Source organism: Streptomyces sp. NPDC044719, from assembly GCF_056433405.1.
This window is the reverse complement of record NZ_JBWKHE010000004.1, coordinates 62,849-79,353: the sequence shown is the minus strand read 5'-3', so window position 1 is coordinate 79,353 and position 16,505 is coordinate 62,849. Positions and strand designations below refer to the sequence as shown.

Annotated in this window: 14 protein-coding genes; 5 read left to right on the top strand and 9 right to left on the bottom strand. The window is 72.4% G+C overall.

Annotated features, from left to right (window positions below; translation table 11 throughout):
* Window position 1: 1 nt before the first annotated feature.
* Together AC07DF_RS16280 and AC07DF_RS16275 are read right to left on the bottom strand one after the other, a co-directional pair.
* Window positions 2-559: a YbaK/EbsC family protein gene (locus tag AC07DF_RS16280; protein WP_478971146.1), complete on the bottom strand. Its 558-nt coding sequence runs from the start codon at window positions 557-559 to the stop codon at window positions 2-4.
* A 42-nt stretch (window positions 560-601) separates the two neighbouring features.
* Window positions 602-1,174, bottom strand: a complete 573-nt coding sequence (locus AC07DF_RS16275) for a helix-turn-helix domain-containing protein (RefSeq protein ID WP_478971144.1) — start codon at window positions 1,172-1,174, stop codon at window positions 602-604.
* 97 nt (window positions 1,175-1,271) lie between these two features.
* Between AC07DF_RS16275 and AC07DF_RS16270 the strand changes: the two genes are divergently transcribed.
* Window positions 1,272-2,129: an EamA family transporter gene (locus AC07DF_RS16270; protein ID WP_478971142.1), complete on the top strand. Its 858-nt coding sequence runs from the start codon at window positions 1,272-1,274 to the stop codon at window positions 2,127-2,129.
* 2 nt (window positions 2,130-2,131) lie between these two features.
* Here AC07DF_RS16270 and AC07DF_RS16265 read toward each other — a convergent pair whose 3' ends face one another.
* A complete protein-coding gene (locus AC07DF_RS16265) occupies window positions 2,132-2,929 on the bottom strand; it encodes an acyltransferase (protein WP_478971140.1) in 798 nt (265 codons plus the stop codon).
* 112 nt (window positions 2,930-3,041) lie between these two features.
* Here AC07DF_RS16265 and AC07DF_RS16260 point away from each other — a divergent pair, with 112 nt between their 5' ends.
* Entirely contained in the window at window positions 3,042-3,569 is a 528-nt protein-coding gene (locus AC07DF_RS16260; protein ID WP_478972687.1) for a gamma carbonic anhydrase family protein, read from the top strand.
* A 53-nt stretch (window positions 3,570-3,622) separates the two neighbouring features.
* Here the strand turns inward: AC07DF_RS16260 and AC07DF_RS16255 are convergent, their stop codons facing one another.
* The 4 genes from AC07DF_RS16255 to AC07DF_RS16240 form a co-directional block, all read right to left on the bottom strand.
* On the bottom strand, window positions 3,623-4,261 hold the full coding sequence (locus AC07DF_RS16255) for a DedA family protein (RefSeq protein ID WP_478971138.1): 639 nt from the start codon (window positions 4,259-4,261) through the stop codon (window positions 3,623-3,625).
* Window positions 4,262-4,332: 71 nt separating this feature from the next.
* Window positions 4,333-6,720, bottom strand: coding sequence for a phosphoketolase family protein (locus tag AC07DF_RS16250; protein WP_478971136.1), 2,388 nt, complete (start codon window positions 6,718-6,720; stop codon window positions 4,333-4,335).
* Window positions 6,721-6,832: 112 nt separating this feature from the next.
* Window positions 6,833-9,322, bottom strand: coding sequence for a beta-glucosidase (locus AC07DF_RS16245; protein WP_478971134.1), 2,490 nt, complete (start codon window positions 9,320-9,322; stop codon window positions 6,833-6,835).
* An 89-nt stretch (window positions 9,323-9,411) separates the two neighbouring features.
* Complete coding sequence (locus tag AC07DF_RS16240; RefSeq protein ID WP_478971132.1) at window positions 9,412-11,265, bottom strand: RICIN domain-containing protein; 1,854 nt, start codon at window positions 11,263-11,265, stop codon at window positions 9,412-9,414.
* 351 nt (window positions 11,266-11,616) lie between these two features.
* Here AC07DF_RS16240 and galU point away from each other — a divergent pair, with 351 nt between their 5' ends.
* Window positions 11,617-12,582, top strand: coding sequence for a UTP--glucose-1-phosphate uridylyltransferase GalU (gene galU, locus AC07DF_RS16235; RefSeq protein ID WP_478971130.1), 966 nt, complete (start codon window positions 11,617-11,619; stop codon window positions 12,580-12,582).
* 66 nt (window positions 12,583-12,648) lie between these two features.
* On the opposite strand, the gene AC07DF_RS16230 is transcribed toward galU, so the two are convergent.
* The gene (locus tag AC07DF_RS16230) at window positions 12,649-13,101 is read right to left on the bottom strand and encodes a DUF4442 domain-containing protein (RefSeq protein ID WP_399027261.1); all 453 of its coding nucleotides are present in this window, start codon (window positions 13,099-13,101) and stop codon (window positions 12,649-12,651) included.
* A gap of 174 nt (window positions 13,102-13,275) precedes the next feature.
* On the opposite strand from AC07DF_RS16230, the gene AC07DF_RS16225 reads away from it, so the two are divergent.
* Window positions 13,276-14,283, top strand: coding sequence for a DUF8017 domain-containing protein (locus AC07DF_RS16225; protein ID WP_478971128.1), 1,008 nt, complete (start codon window positions 13,276-13,278; stop codon window positions 14,281-14,283).
* Between the two features lie 36 nt (window positions 14,284-14,319).
* Window positions 14,320-15,642, top strand: a complete 1,323-nt coding sequence (locus tag AC07DF_RS16220) for an MFS transporter (protein WP_478971126.1) — start codon at window positions 14,320-14,322, stop codon at window positions 15,640-15,642.
* Here AC07DF_RS16220 and AC07DF_RS16215 read toward each other — a convergent pair.
* Window positions 15,604-16,449 carry a spermidine synthase gene (locus tag AC07DF_RS16215; RefSeq protein WP_478971124.1) on the bottom strand — a complete coding sequence of 282 codons (846 nt, stop codon included), beginning with the start codon at window positions 16,447-16,449 and terminating at the stop codon, window positions 15,604-15,606. The genes AC07DF_RS16220 and AC07DF_RS16215 overlap by 39 nt on opposite strands.
* Window positions 16,450-16,505 lie beyond the last annotated feature (56 nt).

The following is a 16,505-nucleotide window of genomic DNA, read 5'->3' as shown; positions in this document are numbered from 1 at the left end:
CTCAGGAGATCCCGAGCCCCTCCAGCACCACGGCCCCCGGCAGTTCCGCGAACGCCTTGCCCGGGACCAGCAGTTTGCCGCGCCGTCGGCCGCTGCCGACCAGCACGTACGGCAGGTCGACGACGGCCGCGTCCACCAGCACGGGCCAGCCGTCCGGCAGTCCGAGCGGGGTGATGCCGCCGTACTCCATGCCGGTCTCGCCGGTCGCCGTGTCCATGCTGGCGAACGAGGCCTTGCGGGCGCCCAGTTGACGGCGCACGACGCCGTTCACGTCGACCCGGGTGGTGGACAGTACGACGCACGCGGCGAGCGTGGTCTCGCCGGCGCGCTTGCCCGCCACCACCACGCAGTTCGCGGAACGCTCCAGCAGGTCCCGTCCGTAGTGCTCCACGAAGACGGCGGTGTCGGCCCACTCCGGGTCGGTGTCGACGTAGAGGATCTGGTCGGCGGGGACACTCCCCTGCCAGTGACGTACGGCGCCGGCCACCGGGCCGGTGAGTTCGTCCAGGCAGGCCGGGGCCGGACGGGCCTCGTCGAAGTGTCCGATGGGTGCGTGCATGAGCGCACGCTAACAACAGCGGACCGCCTTCGGCCGGGCGTCTCAGGAGACGGGCGGCACCGAGACGGCCATGATCATCTGCATCGGTACGTCGCCGGTGTTGCCGTACGTGTGCGGGACGTTGGCCTCGAAGTGGACGCTCGATCCTGCGGGTACCCGGTACTCGACGCCGTCGGCGGTGAGCGTCAGCTCCCCCGCCGTGACGTGGAGCAGTTCGGTCGTGCCGGCGGGGTGCGGGTCCGAGGGGCTGCTCTCGCCCGGCATGAGCCGCCAGTCCCACATCTCCAGCGGGCCGGGCGCCTCGGTGCCCGCGAGCAGCCGGTTGTAGCTGCCGGCCTCGGTGTGCCACAGCCGTACGGTCTGTTCGGCGGGGACGATGTGGACGTTCGGGCCCTTCTCGTAGTCGAGCAGGGTCGTGATGCTGATGCCGAGCGCGTCGCCGATCTTGACGACGGTTCCGAGGCTGGGATTGGTGCGGGCCTGCTCGATCTGGATGAGCATGCCGCGACTGACGCCCGCCCGGGCGGCGAGCACGTCCAGGGTGAAGCCGCGCACCGCGCGCCAGTGCTTGACGCTGCGCGCCAGGGACTGGGTCAGCAGCTCGAGGTCCGACACATTCCGTCCAATATTTTGTATGACACAGTGCAGCCAGTTGCACTATGGTGTGGTTGACCTGATCGTTCACTGAACTGTACTGCGAGGCTTCCGCACCATGACAGCGCTCTTCGCCCTGGCCACCAGCCTGCTGTGGGGACTGGCCGACTTCGGCGGCGGACTGCTGACCCGGCGCACGCCCGCGCTGACGGTGGTCGTGGTCTCGCAGTCGATCGCGGTGGTCGTGCTCGGCGCGGTCGTGGTGGCGACCGGTGGCTGGAGCGAGGCGGGGCCTCAGCTGTGGTTCGCCGTGGCGGCCGGACTCGTCGGGCCGGTGGCGATGCTCGCCTTCTACAAGGCGCTCGCGCTGGGCCCGATGGGCGTGGTCTCACCGCTGGGTTCGATCGGCGTGGCCGTACCGGTCGGCGTCGGCCTGGTGCTGGGCGAGCGCCCCGGCCTGGTGCAGTTCGTCGGCATCCTGGTCGCCGTCGCCGGTGTCTGTCTGGCCGGTGGTCCCCAGTTCCGCGGCGCCCCCGTGCAGCGTCAGGCCATCGCCCTGACCCTCCTCGCGGCGTTCGGCTTCGGCGCGGTGATGGCCCTGATCGCCGAGGCGTCGACCACGCTCACAGGGCTCTTCCTCGCGCTGTTCGTGCAGCGGGTGACGAATGTGACCGCCGGCGGACTCGCGCTGCTGGTGTCGGTGCGGCGCGGATCGCCGGCCCTCGCGGCGGACGGCTTCCCCTGGCGCTCGCTGCCCGCGCTCGCCTTCGTCGGCCTGGCCGACGTCGCGGCGAACGGCACCTACTCGATCGCCGCACAGCACGGCCCGGTCACCGTCGCGGCCGTACTCGCCTCCCTCTACCCGGTGGTGACGGCCGTTGCCGCGCGGGGGCTGCTCCGGGAAAGGCTGCGGGCGGTGCAGGCCGCGGGCGCTGGGCTCGCCCTGGTGGGGACCGTCCTCCTGGCATCCGGCTGAGGTCAGGACCCCGGTTCCAGCTCCGCGAGGCCGGCCGCCGCCTCCTCGTCCAGCTCGGCCAGCCGGGCCGCCGTCTCCTCGTCCAGGTCCGAGAGCGCGCGCAACTGCTCGGGCGTGACGCCCTCCGGTATCGGCACCGGCGGCGGGGTGCGCAGCGGCGGCTGCCAGCCGTCGGCGGGCGTCCAGCGCCGTACGACGCGGGCCGGCGCGCCCGCCACCACGGCGTGGTCGGGCACCGCGCCCCGCACGACCGCGCCCGCGGCCACCACCACGTTCCGCCCGATCCGGGCACCCGGCAGGATCACCGCCCCGGTGCCGATCCAGCAGCCGGGCCCGATCTCCACCGGCTCCATCCGCGGCCACTGCCTGCCGATGGGCTCGTGCGGGTCGTCGTAGGAGTGGTTCGTGGACGTGACGTACACATACGGACCGAAGTAGCAGTCGCTGCCGATGGTGACCGTCGTGTCCGCGATGACATGGCTGCCGCGGCCGAGGACGACGCCGTCGCCGAGGCGCAGGATCGGGTCGGGGCCGAGGTCCAGGTCGGGCATCAGGCCCGCCGTGAGGGTGACCTGCTCGCCGATGATGCAGTGGGCGCCGAGGTGGATCCAGGGTTCGCCGAAGACGGTGCCGAGCGGGAAGGCCAGCCTGGTACCGGTTCCCATCGCGCCGAAGCGGTAGCGCCCCGGGTGCTCGGCGGTGACGGAGCCCGTGCGCTGCGCCCAGGCCCAGCCCGCGTGGACGGCGCGCTGCGCGAGGCCCCGCCGCCAGGATGAGAACGTGTTCTTGCGCTTCGGCACGAGGTCACGGTACTCAGCGGTAGCTCCACGCGCGGCGTCGGAGGCCTGTGATCTTCGCCCCACCGGGTGTCGTACGGTTTGCGCGTTGTCTACGACGTTTCTGGAGGCGGACATGGCGCAGCGGGCGATGATCACGGGGATAGGCGGCAGGGAGCCGCAGATCGATCCGGAGGCGTTCGTGGCGCCGACGGCCTCGGTGATCGGGGGCGTGACGCTGGGTGCGGGGGCGAGTGTCTGGTACGGGGCCGTGCTGCGCGGTGACGTCGAGTCGATCTCGGTCGGCGCCAGCAGCAACGTGCAGGACAACTGCACGCTCCACGCCGACCCGGGGTTTCCCGTGACGGTGGGTGAGCGGGTGTCCATCGGGCACAACGCCGTGGTGCACGGGGCGACCGTCGAGGACGACTGTCTGGTCGGCATGGGGGCGACCGTGCTGAACGGGGCCGTGATCGGGGCCGGGTCCCTGGTCGCCGCGCAGGCGCTGGTGCCGCAGGGGATGATCGTGCCGCCCGGCTCCCTCGTCGCCGGGGTGCCGGCCAAGGTCAAGCGACCGTTGACGGAAGAGGAGAAGCAGGGGGTGACCCTCAACGGCACGATGTACGCCGAGTTGGCCAAGGCGCATCGGGATGTGCACGCGTAGGTCGACCGGCGGGTGCGGCGCGGTGGGGGCTGATCGCGCAGTTCCCCGCGCCCCTAAAGAACCTGCGGCTGCGCCGCTTCCCGGTTCTGGCCTGCCTTCTTCGCCTTGCGCTTGATCACCAGCATGGACGTGAGGCCGACCAGGACCGCCGCCACCAGGCCCAGCCACGAGAAGCGCTTCAGCCAGGACTCGGCGACGATGCCGACGTAGTAGATGACCGCCGTCGTGCCGCCGGCCCAGACGATGCCGCCGAGGACGTTGGCGATGAGGAACTTCCAGTACGGCATGCGGAGCACGCCGGCGAGGGGCCCCGCGAAGATGCGGAGGAGGGCGACGAAGCGGCCGAAGAAGACGGCCCACATGCCCCACTTCTCGAAGGAGCGCTCGGCGGTGGCGATGTGGCCCTCGCTGAAGTGCCTGGGGAACTTCTTGCCCAGCCAGGCCAGCAGGGGGCGGCCGCCCTTGCGGCCGATGGCGTAACCGATGGAGTCGCCGATGATCGCGCCGGCCGTGGCGCAGGCGCCGAGGACGACGGGGTCGATGTCGCCGTGCTGGGAGGCGAGCAGCGCGGAGGAGACCAGGATGATCTCGCCCGGCAGCGGGATGCCCAGGCTTTCCAGGCCGATGACCACTCCCACCAGCGCGTAGACGGCGACGGCGGGTACGGTTTCGAGCCACTCCTGGACGTGCAACGCGGGTTCCTTTCCCTGAGCTTCCCTGCGGGCACGGGAAGCCTACCGGGTTGCAGGACGTGCTCCGTGGCTCAGGCGTTCCACGTCCACTCGGCGACTTCGGGCAGGTCGGTGCCGTGCTCGCGGATCCAGGCGTGGTGGCGGGTGCGGGCGTCGGCCATCCTCTGGCGTACGGCCGTGGCGCGCACCGCGAGGCCGGGGACGCGGTCGATGACGTCCATCACCAGGCGGTAGCGGTCGAGGTCGTTGCGGACGACCATGTCGAAGGGGGTGGTCGTGGTGCCGGACTCCTTGTAGCCGCGCACGTGCAGGTTCTGGTGCCCCGTGCGGCGGTAGGCCAGTCGGTGGATCAGCCACGGGTAGCCGTGGTAAGCGAAGATCACCGGCTTGCCGGTGGTGAACAGGCCGTCGTACTCGAAGTCACCCATGCCGTGCGGATGCTCCTCGCGGGGCAGCAGCCGGGCCAGGTCGACGACGTTCACCACGCGGACCGCCAGGTCGGGCAGGTGCCGGCGCAGCAGGTGAGCGGCGGCCAGGGTCTCCTGGGTGGGGACGTCACCGGCGCAGGCCAGCACCACGTCGGGTTCCCGGAGGCCGTCCTCGGTGCCCGCCCACTCCCAGATGCCGGCGCCACGGGCGCAGTGCACCCGGGCCTCGTCCATCGACAGCCAGTCGAAGCAGGGCTGCTTGCCGGCCACGACGACGTTGACGTAGTCACGGCTGCGCAGGGCGTGGTCCGCGACGGACAGCAGGGTGTTGGCGTCCGGCGGCAGGTAGACCCGGACGACCTCGGGGCTCTTGTTGAGGATGTGGTCGACGAAGCCGGGGTCCTGGTGGGAGAAGCCGTTGTGGTCCTGCCGCCACACGTGCGAGGTCAGCAGGTAGTTGAGGGAGGCGATGGGGGCGCGCCACGGCAGCCGGCGGGAGGTGCGCAGCCACTTGATGTGCTGGTTGACCATCGAGTCGACGATGTGCACGAACGCCTCGTAGCAGGAGAACAGCCCGTGCCGCCCGGTGAGCAGATAGCCCTCCAGCCAGCCCTGGCAGAGGTGTTCGGAGAGGATCTCCATCACCCGGCCGTGCCGGTCCAGGTGCTCGTCGACGGGCAGCGTCCCGGCCTGCCAGGTCTTGCCGCTGGCCTCGAAGACGGCCTGGAGCCGGTTGGAGGCGGTCTCGTCCGGGCCGACCAGGCGGAAGTCGCGGCGGTCGGCGGTGTCCCGCATGACCTGGGCGAGGAGGTCGCCCAGGACCCGGGTGGGCTCGTGCGTGGTCGTGCCCGGTTTGTCGACCGGGACGGCGAAGTCGTCCAGGGACGGGACCGGCAGATCGCGGAGCAGCAGTCCGCCGTTGGCGTACGGCGTGGCGCCGAGCCGCCTGGTGCCCTCGGGGACGCAGTCGAGGACGTCCGCGACCGGGCGGCCCTCGGCGTCGAACAGTTCCTCGGGCCGGTACGAGCGCAGCCAGGCCTCCAGTTGCCGCAGGTGGTCCGGGTTGTCGCGGACACCGGCCAGCGGCACCTGGTGGGAACGCCAGGTGTTCTCGACCGGCTCGCCGTCGACCTCGGCCGGGCCGGTCCAGCCCTTCGGGGTGCGCAGCACGATCACCGGCCAGCGCGGGCGCTCGGTGACGCCCTCCTCGCGGGCGGCGCGCTGGGCGTCGGCGATCCGGTCGAGCGCGGTGTCCATCGCCTCGGCCATCGCGCGGTGGACGGAGGCCGGTTCATCGCCGGCGACGTGGATCGGCTCGTGGCCGTAGCCGCGCAGGAGCGCGTCGAGTTCCGTCTGCGGGAGGCGGGACAGCACGGTCGGGTTGGCGATCTTGTAGCCGTTGAGGTGGAGGACGGGCAGGACGGCGCCGTCGTGGACAGGGTCCAGGAACTTGTTGGCGTGCCAGGAACCGGCGAGCGGGCCGGTCTCCGCCTCGCCGTCGCCGATCACGCAGGCGACCAGCAGGCCCGGGTTGTCGAGGGCGGCGCCGTAGGCGTGGGCGAGGGAGTAGCCGAGTTCGCCGCCCTCGTGGATCGAGCCGGGGACCTCCGGGGCGACGTGGCTCGGCACGCCGCCGGGGAATGAGAACTGCCTCATCAGCAGCTCCATGCCCGGCGCGTCCCGCGTCACGTCCGGGTACTTCTCGCGGTAGCTGCCCTCCAGCCAGGAGTTGGCCAGCACCGAGGGCCCGCCGTGGCCCGGCCCCCAGACGCACAGGGCGTCCAGCCCGCGGTTCTTGATCACGCGGTTGAGGTGGGTGTGGACGAGGTTGAGCCCGGGTGAGGTGCCCCAGTGCCCCAGCAGCCGGGGCTTGATGTGCTCGGGTCGCAGCGGCTCGGTCAGCAGGGGGTTCGCCAGCAGATAGATCTGACCGGCCGCCAGGTAGTTGGCGGCCCGCCAGTGGGTGTCCAGCCTGCGCAGCTCCTCGTCGGTCGGTGCGGTCCTGCTGTCCTGGCGCGGGGCCTCGGGCATGAGTGACTCCCTGGGTTCTGCGGGCGGCCTCAGGAGGAGTACCAGTCTGTTCCGGTTCGATGCCAGGCGCCTGTCGGCCAGGTGGTGCGGGCCGCTCGGTACCCGCCGGGTTTCAGCCGCCCACCCGTACGCTCGTCCGCAGCCGCAGGTCGCGTGAGGACGCCCCGACCCACAGGGTGCGCAAGCCGTTGCCGAGCACCCAGTCGTGCACCTTCGGGTCCCAGGAGGACAGGGTGCGCGGCTCGACGCGTACGGTGACCCGCCGCTGTTCGCCCGCCCGCAGGAAGAGCCGCCGGTACCCGGCCAGGACGCGTACCGGCTGGTCGAGCCGGAGGTCCGGGGCCGGTCCCGCGTACACCTGCGGCACGGCCACGCCGTCGCGGGGGCCGGTGTTGCGGACGGTGAAGGCGACGTCGAGTCCGCCGGCCGTCCAGCGCGCGTCCGGGTCCCCGTAGGCGAAGGTCGTGTACGACAGTCCGTGGCCGAAGGGGAACAGCGGCGCCACGTCCTCGGCGTCGTACCAGCGGTGGCCGGCGTGGACGCCCTCCGTGTACTGCTCGGTGCCGTCCACCCCGGGGTAGCGGCGGGGATCCCCGGCGACGGGGTGGTGGTCGTCGTCGACGGGGAAGCTCTGGGTGAGGCGGCCGCCGGGATCGCGGTCACCGAACAGGACGGCGGCGGTGGCGGCCGCGCCCTCCTGGCCCGGGTAGTACATCTGGAGGACGGCGCCGGTGCGTTCCAGCCACGGCATCGAGGTGGCGGACGAGGTGTTGAGCACGACGGTGGTGCGCGGGTTGGCCGCCGTCACGGCCTCGATGAGCCGTTCCTGGTTGCCGGGGAGGGCGATGGTCGTACGGTCCTGGCCCTCGATGGCGTCTTCGTAGGCGAACAGGACGACGTCCCGGGCGGAACGGGCGGCCCGTACGGCCTCCGCGACGTCCTGGGCGCGGGTCGCGGAGGTGATGCGGCGCAGCCGGAACACCTGGCCGGTGTCTCCGCCCTGTGCGGTGACCGACAGCCGGTGCGGTCCCCTGGCCGGTTTCAGGGTCTTGCGGCGCACGGACAGGCCGTCGGCCGCGTGGGTGAGCAGGCCGCCCATGAAGTACTCGTCCCAGCCGGGCACCAGCGGGAACAGTTCCTCGCCGTCGAGGAAGACCTTCGGGCGGAGCGGGGGCGTGCCGGAGTAGTGGAGGACGAACGTCCAGTCGTCGCCGGCTTCGGCGTCGGGCACCGTGAGGGTGCCGTCGTACGTCCAGGTCCGGCCGGCGTCGACGCGCTGGGCCTCGGTGTCGAAGGCGGGGTCGAGCGCGCTCGCCGGGAGTGGCTTGCCGAAGGCGTCCTCGCCGAGCGCGTAGGTCACCCGGGCGGCGCGCGACCGGATGACGTCAAGGGGGCTGTCGGCGTGCTCGGGCACGACGTGGGCGCTGCCGCCGCCGCTGACCAGGGGCCGGGCGCCGGTCGGCCCGATCACCGCCACGCTCCCGCCGTCGGCCAGGGGCAGGGTGCCGTGTGCGTTGCGCAGCAGGGTGGCGCCCGCCTCGGCGACCTCGCGCGCGACGGCCGCGCCGGCCTTCGCGTCACGGTCCGGGCGGGGCGGGACGGTTCCGCCGAGCAGCCCGAAGCGGTCCATGACGGTCAGGACGCGCCGCACGGCCCGGTCGACGTACCGTTCGGGCACGCCGCCGTCCCGCACGGCCGAGGCCAGGGGCGTGCCGAAGTGGGTGGCGTCGGGCATCTCCATGTCGAGGCCCGCCATGAGCGCCTTGCGCGTGCTGTGCGCGGCGGACCAGTCGGTCATCACCCAGCCGGTGAAGCCCCAGCGCTCGCGCAGGACGCCGGTGAGCAGTTCCTCGTTCTCGCAGGCGAAGGTGCCGTTGACCTTGTTGTACGCGCCCATCACCGCGCCGGTGCCCGCCGCGACGGCCGCTTCGAAGCCGCGCAGCTCGGTCTCGTGCAGGGTCCGTTCGTCGACGCGCACGTCGACCGAGGTGCGGTCGCGCTCCTGGTTGTTGAGCGCGAAGTGCTTGACGGTCGCGATGAGCCCCTCGGCCTGGATGCCCTCGATCTCGGCGGCGACCAGGTGGGCGGAGAGCAGCGGGTCCTCGCTGAAGGTCTCGAAGTTGCGGCCGGCGTACGGGGTGCGGATGAGGTTGACCATCGGGGACAGCAGCACGTCCTGGCCGAGGGCGCGGCCCTCCCGTCCGATGACCTGGCCGTAGCGCCTGGCCAGGTCGGGGTCGAAGGCGGAGGCCAGCAGGACGGGGGCGGGCAGGGCGGTGGCGTGCCGGGTGACGCGGACACCGGCCGGGCCGTCGGCCAGGCGCAGCGGCGGAATGCCGAGCCGTGCCACTCCGGGGACGTAGCCCGCCTGCCCGAGCGGGCGCGGGTCGGTGGCGCCGTGCAGCAGGGAGATCTTCTCGTCGAGGGTGAGCCGGGCGAGCAGCCCCTCGACCCGGGCGCCCGCGCCCTGGCCGCGTCCGTCCCTCGCGTGAGCACGGGAAACGGGGGCGAAACCGCCGGTGGCCGCCGCGACCACGGCGACGGCTCCACCGAGCAGACGGAGGGCGGACCGCCGGGGGAACCGGGAGACGGTGTCGGTCATGAACGCACTATGCGCCAGGCCCGCGAACCTCTCACCGAGAACCGACGCCGGGGTCACCCGGCCGGGTGAGCGGGCCGGTGCCCCCGGCCCTACGGAAGCGTCGCGGCGTGCGGTGTCAGCGCGGTCCTCGCCACGCCGGCGGTCACTCTCCCCAGTACGTCGGGGCCGGCGGCGGCCGTGTCGTCGAGCGCCGGGCCCGGGTCGGGTTCGCCGCAGCAGCCCACCTGGGCGATACGGGGCTCGTAGCGGTCCGGCGGGGGCAGCTGCTCGGACTCGACCCGTGGGGACTCGGGCGGGTGTGCCGAGGGGGCATCGGCGTAAGGCCCCTTCTTCTCCTGGACGTTCTTCTCGTTCTTCTCCTGGGCCTTCTTTCGTGGCACGACCGGGGAGTCCTGGGACCGCTCCTTCCGGGACTCCCCCGCCTCCTCGCGGGCGACCGCCGGTTCCATCGCCCAGCGTTGCTCCGCGGATCCGTCGCGCCCGGTGACGATCACGTGCCGGCCCTTTCCGGGGGCGACGGCCAGCCCCTTGCCGCCGCGGGGCAGGAGTTCGCCGCGCACGGTCAGGTCGTAGCGCACCACCCCGGAGTGCACGAGACACCCTGCCAGGCCGACCGCCCCCTCGCCGGTGTCGGAACCGAGGCAGAGCGTCGGGTCGGCGGCGCTGCGCAGCAGGCCGTCGTCCTGGTACGACCACTGCGGGGACCCGTCGGAGCAGGCGGTCAGCACGATACGGGCGTCGGCCCGGACCCGGCCGCCCCGGACGTCGAGGCACAGTCCGGCGTCGAGGTTGCGCAGCCGCCCTCGGGCCACTTCGGCGGGGTTGCCGGCCGAGGCGGCCGACGGGGCGCCGGCCGGGGAGGACTCCGTGGACGGGGATCCCGCACCGTCCGGGGCGACGGAGTGGCCGCTGACCGCTCCCCAGGTGGCCTGAGGACTGGCGGTACCGCCCTCCTCCGACCAGCCCCGGGCGGCGAGCAGGGTCGCGAGCAGCACGAGGGAGGTGAGTCCGACAGCGGCGGTCAGCGCCTTCGTGTGTTTCCTCGGGGGCCCGAGCCGGCCGCCCGCAGGCAGGGCGTGGGCCCGCAGGCGGTGGCGGCCACCGGCGGGGTGTGCGGGAAGGGCGCTCGGGCCCGGCCGCGATTGGAGGTAGCGGCGGGCGCCCCAGCCGAGCACGGTCTCGACGAGCAGGTCCTCCAGACCGCCCTCGAAATGGCTGAGTTGCTCGGCGGCGTGGCGGCAGTAGCGGCAGGCCATGAGATGCCGTTGCACATCGGGCAGCAGCGCCCCGCCCCGGCGCATGGGAACGTCCAGCAAGCGGTTGTAGTACCGGCATTCCCGCGTCGGCGCGAGTTCCCGGTGCGCCCGTACGCAACCCGCCCGGAATTGCTCGCGCGCCTGCTCCAGAGCGGCCGACGCGGTGCGTGGGTCCACGCCCAGCAGACCGGCCGGTACGGATATGGGCTCGGCCTCGACCTCCGTGTGCCAGAGCAGGCATTGGGAAGCTCCGGGAAGGGCCCGGAACGCGCGTTCGGCGAGGCGTCGCCTTTCGGGCGTCATGGACCGGGCGGCGCGCAGCCCGCGGGCACCGACGGTTTTGCGGAGTTCCGGCAGCACGACGGAAATACCGTCGTCGGCGGCCCACTCCCCGACCGTGTCCCGCACGGCCGCGAGCAGGCGCGGACGCAGGGCACCGCCGCCCGGCCCGGCGAGTTCCCGGCGGAAAGCGGCCGCGGCCGCCATGGACGCCGAATCCGCCGAGGAAGCCAGACAGATCACGGCGTATTCGTAGACGGCCCGCCAGTGCCGCGAGAGCAACAGCGCGACGGCGCGCGGACCTTCACCGGGTTCGCCGACCCGGGCGAGAAGATTGCGGTCGGACTCCGCGGGCCCCGCTCCGGGTCGTGGCGGGTACGGCGGGCGTGGGGGGTACGGGGATTGCACTGAACCATTTCCTTCCAGCCGCAGGACGGCATGCGAATTGCGCGTCCGTCGGAAAGCAGGTGCGTGATTGGTGCATACCTATGCCGCGTCAGCCGCGGACTTGGGTGTGAGGCGGCTCACTTTCGCACATGCGACTCACAGGTAACAAGGAGTTCGGATGACTCGAGTTCAAAACGCCGGCAATTCAGATATGTTACCGGCGGTATCCGCACCAGCATTCGATAACCGCACCGCGGAGAGCCTCAAGTTGTGTGCGCGCAAAGGCGGTTGGCACACGAAATCTCCAACTGCACAGCGCACTCCCATGTGACTCTCGGCGCGCTCTCAGCTCGGCGGGTCAGCATGGGCCGCATGATCGCCCCCCACCCTTCCACCCCGGTCACACCCGGCCGCACCACTCGCACCGTCCGCAAGGCGGTCGTCCCGGCCGCAGGACTCGGCACCCGCTTCCTGCCCGCCACGAAGGCGACGCCCAAGGAGATGCTGCCGGTCGTCGACAAGCCGGCCATCCAGTACGTCGTCGAGGAGGCGGCAGCGGCCGGACTCGACGACGTCCTGATGGTCACCGGCCGGCACAAGCGGGCCATCGAGGACCACTTCGACCACGCCTTCGAACTGGAGCAGGCCCTCGCCGCCAAGGGCGACACCGTACGGCTCGACGCGGTGCGCGACCCGGGCCGGCTGGCGAGCATCCATCACATCCGGCAGGGCGACCCGCTCGGCCTCGGCCACGCCGTCCTGTGCGCCCGCCGGCACGTCGGCGACCAGCCCTTCGCGGTCCTCCTCGGCGACGACCTGATCGACCCGCGCGAGACGCTGCTCAGCCGGATGCTCGACGTCCGCGACCGACGTCTCGGCAGCGTGGTCGCCCTGCTGGAGGTCCCGCCGGAGCAGATCCACCTCTACGGCTGTGCCGCCGTCGAACCGACCGGCGAGGAGGACGTCGTCCGTGTCACCGGCCTGGTCGAGAAGCCGGCCCGGCAGGACGCTCCGAGCCGTTACGCCGTCATCGGGCGCTACGTCCTCGACCCGGCCGTCTTCGGCGTCCTGGAGCGCACCCCGCCGGGCCGGGGCGGGGAGATCCAGCTGACCGACGCCCTCCAGGAGCTGGCCGCGGGCGGCACGGTGCACGGGGTCGTCTTCAAGGGCCTGCGCTACGACACCGGCGACAGGGCGGACTACCTGCGCACGGTGGTCCGGCTGGCCTGCGACCGGCCCGACCTGGGGCCGGAGTTCGTGGCATGGCTCAAGGGGTTCGTCGCGCAGCTGGACGGTGCGCACCCGACGTCCCCCGCGCGCCGGCACATCGCGGCCTGAGGCAACGCGAGGGCCCCGGCCCGGGGTTCACCCGCCGGCCGGGGCCTCAGTCGCGCGACAGCGTGCTCAGCCGTTGGGACGCAGCGTCCAGACGACCGTCATCTCACCGGTCACGGCACCGTCGGCCCGCTGGATGGCGATGGCCACCGGAAACTCGGGGCGCCCGCCGGCGTCCAGTTCGGCGACGACCTCGGTGGCCGGGCGGCCGAGGGTGGCGGTCGCCGTGACCGCGCCCATCGCCAGCTTCTTGTAGGCGATCTCGGCACTGACGGCGAGCGGCACGGCACGCGAGAGCTGGTCCCCGAACGCGGCCAGCACGATCGCCCCGCTCGCGGACTCGCCGAGCGTGAACATCGCTCCGGCGTGCGGCCCGCCCACGTGGTTGTGGTAGTCGCTCTGGTCCGGCAGGGACACCACCGCCCGCTCCGGCGTGGTCTCGAGGAACTCGAGGTTCAGGGTCCGGGCCATGGGCACCGTGGCGGCGAGCATCTCGCCGATGGACATCTGGTCTGCGCTCATGCCCGCATGTTACTCATGAGTAGAGACGCCTGGCCAGGCCCTGACCAGGCCGTGTGACGACCGCCGCATCAGTCCACTGCACGGCGATTCGCGCCGCATCGTCCCCGCGTTGCTACGTCTCCGTCCACAGGCGGTGACCGAATCGTGTCCGGAGCGCGGCTAGGGTGACTGCCCATGTGGCCAGGACAGCAGCCGCCCGGGGGCGAGCAGAACCCGCAAGCGAACAACCCGTACCAGCAGCCGGGGTACCAGCAGCCGAATCCGTACCAGCAGCCGGGCTATCAGCAACAGCCGGCCTACGGGCAGCAGCCGCAGTGGGGCGCCCCGGCGCCGGCCGGCGCGCCCCAGCCACCGCAGGGCGGTGGCGGCGGCAACCGGACGAAGCTGGTCGCCATCGTCGCGGCCACGGCGGTGGTCGTGGCGGCCGGCGTCACCGGCTTCCTGGTGCTCGGCGGCGACAAGGACGACACCGCTGACGGTAAGGACAAGAAGCCGTCCAAGGCCGCTTCCAAGGAAGCCTCCACGGAGCCGAGCGCCTCCGCCTCCGAGGACAACCCGCGCGGCGGTGCGGAGGAGAAGGCGACCATCCCCGGCTGGAAGGTCGTCGTCAACACGCGCTTCGGCACCCAGTTCGACGTCCCCGCCGACTGGGAGATCGAGACTCCCGGTACGAGCGTGGGCTTCGAGTGGGAGAAGAAGGACGGTGAGATGGATCGCACCAGCGTCACCGCCCCCGCCTATCTGAAGTCCAAGTGGTGCACGAGCGACGACGACAAGGACGGCCGCGAGGACGACACCGCCCTGGCCACCGTCGGCACCCGCGGTGAGGACGGCGCGAAGAACACGGACGAGGCGGCCGAGACGCGCGTGCCGTGGTGGATCTTCGGCGGCTACACCCAGCCGGACAAGAAGAGCGTGAAGTTCACCAAGCCCAAGCCGTACACCACCAAGTCGGGCATCAAGGGCAGCGTCGCCACGGCGCACTCGGAGAACACCCCGCAGAACGGCAAGTGCGACAGCGACGGCAAGGCGATCACCTTCGCCTTCAAGAACGGCGCGGGCGACTTCGTCACCTGGAACCTGTACGGCGCCAAGGGCGTCAAGGGCGAACTGGCCGAGGCGACCATCCAGAAGATCCTCAGCACCGTGCGGCTCACCAAGGACGGGCCCCAGGGGGCGTGACCGGCCGGAGCCGCGACCGGAGCCGCGACAAATCGTTTGGCACGGCGGCCGGGCCCCCGCGATAGTCACGGGGTGCCGACCACCAAGCGTCCCCCCGCCTGGGCGGGGCGCAACTACTCCCTGCTGACCGCCGCCGCGGTCGTCACCAATCTGGGCAGCCACGGCGCCCTGGTCGCGGCGGCGTTCGCCGTTCTCGAAACGGGGGGTGACAGCGGTGACGTCGGCCTGGTCGCGGCGGCGCGGACGCTCCCGCTGGTGCTGTTCCTGCTGATCGGCGGCGCCGTCGCGGACCGGCTGCCGCGGCACCACGTGATGGTCGCGGCCAATGCCCTGAACTGCCTTTCGCAGGCCGCCTTCGCCGCTCTCGTGCTGGCCGGGGAGCCTTTGCTGTGGCAGATGATGCTGCTCGCCGCCCTGGGCGGGACCGGCCAGGCGTTCTTCGGTCCGGCCGCCGAGGGCATGCTGATGTCCTCGGTCGACGGCGAGCAGGCGGGCCGCGCGTTCGCGGTGTTCCGGATGGCGATGCAGGGAGCGGCTCTGGGCGGTGCCGCGCTCGGCGGGGCCATGGTCGCCGCGATCGGGCCCGGCTGGGTGCTCGCGGCGGACGCCGCGGCCTTCGCGCTCGCCGGGGCGCTCCGCGCCTTCCTCGACGTCGGCCATATCGCGCCGCGGGCACCGGGCGGCGGGATGCTCGCCGATCTGCGGGAGGGCTGGCGGGAGTTCGCCGGCCGGCCGTGGCTGTGGGCGATCGTCCTTCAGTTCTCGATCGCCAACGCCGTGGTCGCCGCCGCCGAAGCGGTGTACGGCCCGCTCGTCGCCCGCGACCACCTCGGCGGGGCGGGCCCCTGGGGTCTCGCCCTGGCGGCGTTCGGGGCGGGCACGGTCGCCGGCGCCCTGCTGATGACCCGCTGGAAACCGCGCCGGCTGCTCCTCGCGGGCACCCTGTGCGTGTTTCCCCTGGCCCTGCCCGCGGCCGCACTCGCCGTCCCGGTCCCCATCGGGGTCCTGTTCGGGGTGATGTTCGTCGCGGGCGCGACCGTGGAGGTGTTCGGCGTCTCCTGGATGACGGCCCTGCACCAGGAGATCCCCGAGGACAAGCTCTCCCGTGTCTCGGCGTACGACTGGTTCGGCTCCATCGCGCTGTCACCGCTCGCCACGGCCGGGGCGGGCCCGGCGGAGGAGGCGTTCGGCCGTACGACGGCGCTGTGGGGCTGCGCGGGCCTGGTCGTCCTGGTCACGGCCGGCGCGCTGTGCGTACCGGACGTACGTAACCTGCGACGCCGGACCACTGCGGTGGCCCAGGGCGGCATGGAGCCCGCGTCAGCCGATACCGAACGCCCCGTCGGGGGGCTCGGGTGACGGCACGGCATCCTCGTCCCGCACCGCCGGCGCGCCCCCGATGAACCGCCGCAGAGCAGCGCCGTGTTCGACCCGTGCCGGAAAGGCGTCGGCGGCCGTGCGTCGCGCCAGAGCGGTCAGGTCGATCTCGTGGTGTCCCGCCACGAGCACCGCGTTCCCGAACCGCCGCCCCCGCAGCACCCCCGGCTCGGCGATCAGTACGAGCTCCTCGAACGCCGTCGCCAGGGTCGCGAGCTGGGACCGCAGGAAGGCGAACGGCGCCGCGTCGGGGAGATTGGCGAGATAGACCCCGCCGTTCCGCAGCACCCGCGCGGCCTCGCGGACATAGGGAACGGACGTGAGGTGCGCCGGCACCCGGGAACCGCCGAACACATCGGCGACGATCACATCGGCCGAGTCCGCCTCGGCCTTCTCCAGCCAGTCCCGCGCGTCCGCCGCGTGCGACGCGACCCGGGCGCCCTCCGGCAACGGCAGATGCTCGGCCACCAGCTCCAGCAGCCCCCTGTCCGCCTCGACGACGTCCTGCCGTGATCCGGGCCGGGTCGCGGCCACGTACCGGGGCAGCGTGAGCGCCCCACCCCCGAGATGCACCACGTCCAGCACCCGCCCCGGCTCCGCCACGACATCCAGCACATGCCCGAGCCGCCGCGTGTACTCGAACTCCAGATGCGCCGGATCGTCCAGATCGACATAGGACTGAGGCGCCCCGTCGACGGTAAGCAACCAGGCGCTCTCCCGGTCGATATCGGGCATGAGCTTGGCGAATCCGCGATCGACGGATCGGGCAACGGGAATGGCTTCGTTCACCCCTCCATTGTGCGGTGGGGCCACGCACCTCCAGGGGCGCGGGGAACTGCGCGACC